We start from the raw sequence: 6,672 nt of genomic DNA on the forward strand, positions 1-6,672 counted from the left end.
CAACAGAGTAGCGGCTCGATTTGGTTAGATCTGGATTTAATATATCTATATCAACGACTTGCTGAGTTTTTTACACGACAACACCTATAGGTGTTGTGGATAACTTTCACACTACATTTAGATTCTTCTTGCCGGACTCACTGGATCATGGCATTCCCATTCTGACGGCAAAACGCGTCAGACACGCTGTACACCGTCAGAATGACTAAGAGCCTCAACAGAGGCCGAGAGTGGGCGGCAGGACATGGATGATCGTAACATTGGATACACGCAAGGCATAGGCTCTTCCGATATCGGAGCATTTGCCGACAATCTGGCTGAGTCTTTGGATCGCCAGATGAAGATCGCTTTCGAACCCGAAGAACGAAAGTCCCTACGCCGCTTCAGTTCCACCGAAGTCGCCGGCCTCCTGCGCGTAAGCACATCTAACCTGCGCAACCGGCACAAGGACGGCAGCTTCCCGGAAGTGCATACAGACAACCGCGGACACCGGTTCTACACAGCCCAAGAGATTGATGAGTTGCGCGATGTTCTTGGACGCACTGGAAAGAACGCAGAAAGCTACCGCCCAGGTCGCCGTGAAGGCGACCGCCTTCAGGTAATATCCGTCGTCAACTTCAAAGGCGGTTCATCAAAAACGACAGCAACGATCCATCTTGCACAACGGTATGCCTTGCGCGGTTACCGCGTCCTGGTCCTGGACCTTGATCCGCAAGCAAGTTTGACCACGTTTTTCGGCTTTCGGCCCGAGCTTGAGTTCGCCGATGGCGGCACAATCTATGATGCTTTGAGATATGAGGACCAAGTTCCTCTCTCGAACGTCATCCAAAAGACCTACTTCCATAAACTCGACATGGTTCCAGCAGGTTTAATGCTCTCGGAGTACGAAACTGAGACCGCAAACGCACTCGCCCGCCGCGTACAACCCATCTTTGCAGAGCGCCTCGCCTTGGCGCTTGAAGAGGTTGAGGCAAACTACGACATCGTCCTGATCGACTGCCCGCCTCAGCTTGGGTTTCTAACCCTGACTGCACTGGCAGCCTCGACGGGGCTTTTGGTTACCGTGGTACCTGGCATGCTTGACATCGCATCCATGAGCCAATTCCTGAAGCTTGCTTCAGAAACGATCAAGGCCGTGGAAGAAGCCATCGGTCGGCGTGTCACATGGGATTTTGTCAAGTTCTTGATTACCAGATATGAACCGTCGGACGGTCCGCAGACCCAAATGGCAGGCTACCTGAGATCAATTCTGGCAGGTCAGGTCATGACAGAGCCGATGCTGAAGTCTACGGCGATCTCCGACGCGGGGATGACCCAGCAGACCGTCTACGAAGTCGATCCAAGCCAGTTCATCAGAAAGACAATTGATCGCGCCCTGACAAGCGTGAACGGCGTTGGCGATGAACTGGAGCAGACGATCCAAATGGCATGGGGGCGTCGCTGATGGCCCGGAACATCTTCAACCAGCCTCCAAAGGATGAAACGGAGAGCGCAGCCGCCTCCCCTACCCCACCAAGAGCAGCAAAGCTGCCAGGATCTGTCGGCGGATTGCGTGACTCGTTGCGCGAGATCACTGCAAACTCGATCCGCGACATCGAGCCCGATCAGATTGATATGGATGGGCTGCGCGATCGGTTGGTGCTGGAAGATTCCAGCATTGATGAATTGGCCGAGAGTATCGCCAAGCATGGCCAACAAGTGCCAATCATGGTCCGTCCATCTGCCCAACCGGACAGATACCGCATCATCTACGGCCGCCGCAGGCTTGCGGCGATCCGCAAGGTCGGTGGAACGGTCAAGGCAATTGTTCGGACCTTGGATGATGACGCATCTCTGATCGCTCAAGGCCAGGAGAACAACCTCAGGCTTGATCCGTCTTTCATAGAAAAGTCACTGTTTATCAAAGAGATGCAGGAATCCGGCTACAAACCCGGTGTCATCCAGGATGCTCTGGGTCTGACCCGGCAAGGCGTGTCCAACCACAGGGTCGTCATAGAACAATTGCCAGACGGCCTTGTTCAACTCATCGGGCCAGCACATGGGATCGGACGGCGACAGTGGAGTGATCTGGCTGCCTTATCGGTGAAGGTAGATTTGGTGGACATCGCCAAAGAGGCGCTCGCCGCCCTGCCCGACGACACTCCTAGTTCCGAAAAGTTCCAAGCGGTCTATTCGGCTTGCTCGAGCAAAGCACGTAGCGACAAGAAGCCGCCCAATCGTGGGCTGACTTCGGTCATCAATGATGAGAACGGCAGTTCATTGGGCACGCTGACAATCGATGAGAAGGCGATCGCTCTCAAGGTCACCAAGAAGGACAATCCAGAATTCGGCCAATGGCTCGAAGAGCACGCGGAAGCTACGCTTTTGCAACTCTTCGTACAGTGGCGGAATGAGAGAGGCTCTGGGTCCTAACCCAGGCCACACAGAGCAACACGAGCAGAGGAGAAAAGCGAAGACCCGAAAGAAAAGAGCCCCCCAAAGTTTCCCCTGGAGAGCCCTCATCATCTGATTAGCATCTTTGATGTAGCAACCTCCAGCATACCGGTCAAGAGTCACCGATTCGGTGGACTGATATTTTTTGCCTTTTTCCGCGAAAATTCGAGGAAAGAGACGGGGAAGTTGTGGGCCGAACGGTCGTCGTGAACAAGCCATGGCATTTACAAAACTCTCGATCGAAGCCGCAGGTGCTGATGCAACCCGCGGCTCATTTCCCCCATCTGAAACCGACGTCTGGACCATCTTCAGAGCCCTGAGAGATGCACGCAGCGTGTTTGGTCTACGTCCTGGCCACATACAGACACTTCAAGCAATGCTCAGTTTTCTGAAACCTGGCCATGGCGAAACGGTTTTTGCGTCCAACAATTCACTTTGCCAGCGCGTTGGCGGAATCGACGAACGGACACTCAGGAGGCACATCAACCGCTTCGTTGAACTCGGATTCATCAAGCGCAATGACAGCTCGAACCGAAAGCGCTACCGCGTTCGCTCATCCGGCGGGGAGTGCATCAGTTATGGATTGTCTCTCACCCCCCTGCTCCAACGTGCGAGCGAGCTTATAGCCATCGCGCAAGAGATGGAGAATAACCGGCGAGATCGGATATTTGTCCGCAAACAGATCCTTACAAAGCTCGCCCATTTGGAAGAGCACGATCCTAGCAACGCATTCATCAACCACGCACGGAAAGCTCTACGCAGGAAGCTGAGCCTCCCCGAATACCACGCTCTGCTCGCCAATACAGATGCAGAATGCCAGAGTTTGTCTACCCCGGATGACCCGCCTGAAACTATGGAATTGCCCGCCAATGACGGACAAACTGTCCGGCATCAATCTAAGTCTGAAGAAGAAAAAAAAGATTTAGATAGCAACATTGGCCTTGAGGCCCTGAAACCAGACTTGCTGACCTCAGTCTGCAATCAGGCGACATCGTTCTCCACAGAGAGACTTAGAAACTGGTTGGACATTGAAAACCATGCTCGAACACTTGCACCCATGATGGGCATTCACGCAGAGACTTTCGAGAAAGCCAAGAATGCTGTAGGAGCTCAGAAAGCGTCATGCGCAATCTTCATCATGCTACAGCTTGGAAAACACATCAGAGATTTTGGAGCGTATTTTCACAGTATCACCCTGGGTCAAAGGCAAAACCAATTTGATCCATTAGCTTTGATCAAGCGACTGTCCGAAAACAATGAGCGAACTGTCTAATGTCCACCGCGGTGGACTTCGAACGAGAAGCGGCGCTTGTGGCAACCAAAACTTTCCAAACGCACCTAGCGGCGCGTGTTGGTTCTTCAGTTCATCTCAGACCAGCAGATGTCCACCGCGGTGGACAAGTGACACACGAGCAAGCCTTGATGAAAATCTGGCCGCCCATGGAAGAAGTCGGCGGCCAGGCAATACACCCTAAATGCCTAAAGTTATTGTGGGAGGTCACCGTCTCCAAAGAGGTTTGGAAAGAGCCGCTCTCGATAATCCAACGGAAACGCCAACCGAACTGGCGTCTTCGGCGAGGCGGACGTCAGATATCCGGCGGCGGTCAGTTTACTCAGCGTGTTGCGAGCAGTACGCTCGGACGTCTTGAGCACAATCTGCGCATCGCCTCGTTCCAGTGCGCCATGCCGAAGAACCGCCGAGATTAGTTCCGGCGCTCGCTTGTCATCGATGGTATCTGCAACAAGACGACGATACCGTTGGTCTAGTCCGCCGAGATCGAACAATCTTGCTGAGAAGGTGATCTGGTCGAGCGTCACCTTTAGGAACCATTCGCTGAACGTCTTCAATGCCACCTCTGAAAGATTGCCGCGCCCGTCGCGATCCCCTCGTCGGGGACTATCCGCGAGATCCATCATCCGTTTGTACTCACCCCGATCGGTCAGCCCGCGGGCCAACCCACGCGATACGGACCAGAGCCCTTGGCCGCCGATCCCGGCTGTGAGGGCCATGGCATGAGACATCAGTCTGCTGACGCGCCCGTTGCCATCCGGGAAAGGGTGGATGTAGTTCAGCCGGTGATGTGCAGACGCGATCGCGATGATCCGTCCGCTCGAAGATCGCGCCGCAATCTGAAACCGTTTGTCAAAATGATCCATGAATGCCGCGACGCGCGACGATGAAGGAGGTAGGTGGCGCCCGACCGCAACTTCCCGATCATCATCCTGGCGCATGCGTCCCGGAACGATGGGCTCTTGTGTGCCGTCGGGATGTTCGATGACCCGAAACTCATCCGGCATCTCGTCGTAGAAGCTCTTATGGACCCAAGTCAGGAATTCGACGGATGTGGGGCGGGGCAGGGTGCCCTTGCGATGCATCTCGTCGATGGCCCGTTGAACGATGACGTGCGCCCGGGCCTCAAGGGCGAGGGGACGGGTTTCTTCCTCAAGCTCGGCGCCAGCCAGCGCCCTTTCGATGTCGCGGGGGCGCGTGTTGTGTCCTTCGATCAGGTTGGAGTAGTAGCAGTTCATCACACGGACGAGATCGGCAAGTTCGGCTGCGCTGTCAGGATGCAACCCTTGTCCCAGCCCGGTGGCTTCCCTCTGGATGTCGACCGAAAGGTCTGCCAGTTCTGTGGGAATATGCTCCTCGAAGAAGCAGGGTTCGATCCTGGCGGGTGTTTCCATCATTTTTGCCGATCTTCCATGTTTGCAAAGTAATTGAAAAATAAACACATTTCGTACTTTCAAGCAAGGTTTTGCCGATATGCGTTGCCGATCTTGCCTGCCGATCTGGAATTGCTGCATGAAATCAATGGCTTCGGCAGAAGGGCCGGGCTTTTCGGTTTTGTTGTGTGCCCAAAGGGGCCGGAAAAAGAGAAAGTGTCCTTCGGGTTTTGTGACTGACGGATGAGGGCCTTTGGGGTCCCTCAGATGGGTCCGGGCCGGGTTCCGGTCTGCCGTTCCTGATGAAGGACATTCCCATGCAAACAGGTGTCTTGCGCGTGTTGCGCGCGACCGCTGCCTCGTGGTGGCGAAACAAGGAGCTGCGCCGAACTGGCCAGCTGAAATTGGCGCGGCAGCTCGAACGCGAAACCGTCCTGCGTGATCTCGGCTATCTCAGGCAGGCGGAGACACTGCCGAACGCCCATTTGATCTGCGGCGATGGCGGCACATTCATCCATCTCGGTTGGACCACAGTGTCGACCTTCGCGCCGATCGAGCGCTTTCCCTTGGCCGCCCTCGCGGTCGCACGAGGAACGCCGTTCATCGATATCCGATCCGTCACCGATGTCACCGCCTTCGCGAACTTGCCGTGCGTGGCGCGGGACGGATCGGTCGACCCTGACCCTTCCGGTCCTGGCAGGTCCGTCTCGCTGACCACCTACATCGACATGGTCGAAGCCCTCGGTGCCAGGATCGCCAACGATCCGCGCCCCCGCCAGTCAACCTGATCACCATTCCCTCTCACCAACACTCGAAAGGAGGCCAGCCATGGCCCGATCCCGCACGCCCAAATTCGATGCCTCCGAGGTCATCACAAACGAAATCATCCGCATCATCGAGCGCGGCGTCCTGCCGTGGCGCAAGCCATGGACCGCAGGTGGCAGCTCTCGTCCCCTGCGCGTGGGCGGAGAACCCTACCAAGGGGTGAACAACTTCCTGCTGACGATGCGGACCGTGATGGCGGGCCACAGCTCTCCCTTCTGGATGACGCTGCCGCAAGCCAATGCGTTGGACGCAAAGGTCCGCAAGGGCGAGAAGTCCTCTGTCGTCGTTTATTACGGTCAAAGCCGGAAAGACGCGGGCGCATATGAGCATGACCGCAGCGACGGGGATGATCACTCCGAGGAAGCCCGTATATTCCGCTTCCAGAAATCCTACCGCGTGTTCAATGCCTGCCAGATCGAGGGCTTGCCCGACAGCTTCTTTCCGGACCCGGAGCCCGTGCCCGAGCATCCGCGGTCCGAGCCAATCCCGCACATGCAGGCGTTTTTCGATGCCATCGACATCACGACCGTCTTCACGGGCACGGAGGCGTACTATTTGCCGCCCGTGGACAAGGTCTACATGCCGTCCATCACGCGGTTCCAGGACCCGCGCAATTTCTACGGGGTCTGGGCCCATGAGCTGGCCCATAATGCCGCGCTCCGGTTTATGCCGCGCTTGTTCAGGCGAAGTCTTGTTTCCTGCGGTTTTTGTCGTTTTCCGGCTGCATAAGACTGTAGTTCAGAACCGCCA

At 55.9% G+C, this 6,672-nt stretch carries 5 protein-coding genes and 1 pseudogene; 5 read left to right on the plus strand and 1 reads right to left on the minus strand.

Features of this window, described 5'->3' with window-relative positions; genetic code table 11:
* Positions 1-244: 244 nt before the first annotated feature.
* The 3 genes from repA to repC all read left to right on the plus strand — a co-directional run bounded on the left by repA (position 245) and on the right by repC (position 3,706).
* Positions 245-1,444, plus strand: coding sequence for a plasmid partitioning protein RepA (repA, locus tag QQL78_RS20745; protein WP_284376726.1), 1,200 nt, complete (start codon positions 245-247; stop codon positions 1,442-1,444).
* Positions 1,444-2,412 carry a plasmid partitioning protein RepB gene (gene repB / locus QQL78_RS20750; RefSeq protein ID WP_284376728.1) on the plus strand — a complete coding sequence of 323 codons (969 nt, stop codon included), beginning with the start codon at positions 1,444-1,446 and terminating at the stop codon, positions 2,410-2,412. The genes repA and repB overlap by 1 nt, the downstream gene beginning before the upstream one ends.
* A gap of 238 nt (positions 2,413-2,650) precedes the next feature.
* Positions 2,651-3,706, plus strand: a complete 1,056-nt coding sequence (repC, locus tag QQL78_RS20755; RefSeq protein WP_284376730.1) for a plasmid replication protein RepC — start codon at positions 2,651-2,653, stop codon at positions 3,704-3,706.
* Between the two features lie 212 nt (positions 3,707-3,918).
* Here repC and QQL78_RS20760 read toward each other — a convergent pair whose 3' ends face one another.
* Positions 3,919-5,121 (minus strand): Fic family protein, encoded by a 1,203-nt coding sequence (locus tag QQL78_RS20760; RefSeq protein WP_284376732.1) that lies wholly within the window; start codon positions 5,119-5,121, stop codon positions 3,919-3,921.
* 278 nt (positions 5,122-5,399) lie between these two features.
* On the opposite strand from QQL78_RS20760, the gene QQL78_RS20765 reads away from it, so the two are divergent.
* Positions 5,400-5,885, plus strand: coding sequence for a hypothetical protein (locus QQL78_RS20765; RefSeq protein WP_089423664.1), 486 nt, complete (start codon positions 5,400-5,402; stop codon positions 5,883-5,885).
* A 40-nt stretch (positions 5,886-5,925) separates the two neighbouring features.
* A pseudogene (locus tag QQL78_RS20770) lies at positions 5,926-6,570 on the plus strand (ArdC family protein); the annotation flags it as partial.
* Positions 6,571-6,672 lie beyond the last annotated feature (102 nt).

The organism is Sulfitobacter pacificus (assembly GCF_030159975.1).
GTDB lineage: Bacteria > Pseudomonadota > Alphaproteobacteria > Rhodobacterales > Rhodobacteraceae > Sulfitobacter > Sulfitobacter pacificus.

Excerpts from the sequence above, each read along its gene's own strand:
- repB (WP_284376728.1), top strand. The coding sequence starts at position 1,444 with ATGGCCCGGAACATCTTCAACCAGCCTCCAAAGGATGAAACGGAGAGC.
- QQL78_RS20760 (WP_284376732.1), bottom strand. The coding sequence starts at position 5,121 with ATGATGGAAACACCCGCCAGGATCGAACCCTGCTTCTTCGAGGAGCAT.
- repA (WP_284376726.1), top strand. The coding sequence starts at position 245 with ATGGATGATCGTAACATTGGATACACGCAAGGCATAGGCTCTTCCGAT.
- repC (WP_284376730.1), top strand. The coding sequence starts at position 2,651 with ATGGCATTTACAAAACTCTCGATCGAAGCCGCAGGTGCTGATGCAACC.
- QQL78_RS20765 (WP_089423664.1), top strand. The coding sequence starts at position 5,400 with ATGAAGGACATTCCCATGCAAACAGGTGTCTTGCGCGTGTTGCGCGCG.